The organism is Rhizobium leguminosarum bv. viciae USDA 2370 (assembly GCF_002008365.1).
Lineage (GTDB): Bacteria > Pseudomonadota > Alphaproteobacteria > Rhizobiales > Rhizobiaceae > Rhizobium > Rhizobium leguminosarum.
Map to the genome: position 1 here is coordinate 1 of NZ_MRDL01000030.1, position 1,474 is coordinate 1,474.

Annotated in this window: 1 protein-coding gene; it reads left to right on the forward strand. The window is 58.5% G+C overall.

The genetic code is table 11. From position 1 onward, the window contains the following. Positions 1–140 precede the first annotated feature (140 nt). Positions 141–1,208, forward strand: coding sequence for an IS110 family RNA-guided transposase (locus BS629_RS13290; RefSeq protein WP_026188612.1), 1,068 nt, complete (start codon positions 141–143; stop codon positions 1,206–1,208). Positions 1,209–1,474 lie beyond the last annotated feature (266 nt).

A 1,474-nucleotide genomic window follows, 5' to 3' on the forward strand; every position in this document is an offset into this window, starting at 1 on the left:
AGGAGGTGGCATGAAAGAGGCCGCGGCCGTTGAGAGAACGGATCACTGAGATGCAGATGATGATCGAGGGACAGTCACACTTCCAGCCTTTCGGCTTATCTTATTGGGGTTTCGAAGATCTCAATAAGGGAGTTGGAAGCATGACTGCCTCTTATGAATACCATATCGGGGTCGACTACCACAAATCCTACAGCCACCTGGTGGTTCAGGACAGCAGCGGCAAGACGCTGAGATCCGGCCGGGTGAAGAACGACCGACAGTCGCTCGGCGGGTTTCTCGAACGCTATCGGGAGAACTCGCATGCGGTTGTCGAGGCGACGCGCAACTGGATGGTGATCTACGACTGGCTCGACGACATTTGTGATGATGTCGTTCTCGCCCATCCGCTGAAGGTTAAGGCGATCGCCGACGCCAAGATCAAGACCGACAAGATCGACGCGACGGTGCTGGCACATCTGCTCAGAGCCGATCTGGTACCCGAAGCCTGGGCGCCAAGCGAGAGATCGCGGGACCTTCGCGTCGCGCTACGCGAACGGATGTTTTACGTGCGGCTGCGCACGATGACCAAGAACCGCATCGTCACGGTGTTCGACCGCTATCCGGAGCAGACGGCGCAATTGAAGAAGCTTGGCGACCTGTTTGGCAAGGCCGGCCGCGTCCAGCTGGCTCAAGTGAACGTCTCTGAGATCGACCGCATCCAGATTGATCGTGGTCTCGCCTTCATCGGCGACATCGACATGCGGATCAAACAGTCGGAAGCAACGATCCGGGCGATGACCAAGGCCAATGCCAACGTCAAGCTGTTGAAGACGATCCCCGGCATCGGCGAGTTCTTCGCCCGGCTGATCGATGCGGAGATCGACGACATATCGCGGTTCCGCCAACCGAAGAAGCTTGCCGCCTATGCCGGGCTTGTGCCCTCGACCTATTCCTCCGGCGGCAAGACCTTCCACGGCAAGATCATCAAGCAGGGCAACAAGTGGCTGCGCTGGGCCTTCGTCGAGGCGGTAACACCTGCCATCGCCAGCGATCCACAGCTGCGCGCCCAATACGAGCATCTGAAGATCAAAGGAATAAACAAGGCGCGGGTTGCCATCGCGCGCAAGCTTCTGACGATCGCCTTCCAGATCCTGCGTGACCAGCGCGCCTACGAGCCGCGCGGCACCGCCACCATGGAAGGCGCGTCGACGATATCCCGGTTGTCCTGATGGTCGTTTAGCGAGCTCGGCAGGACTGGGCTGCGCTCCTCTAGGAGAATGGGAAACCGGGAGCCGAACGCCACTCTGTGACCGAAGCCCCAGGCATCAGGTCACGCATTGGAGACTGGTTCAAGAACCGAAGGACAGCAAAGCGATCTGTCCGGCGGAAAGAGAGACTTTGCCGATCGGTACGAATGCCGGTCAAAACTTAACCGAACCCAAGGAAAAGCCGCCAAATGCTGGTGTTCTGCCCCTTGCGTTCTTTCATTGGAGAA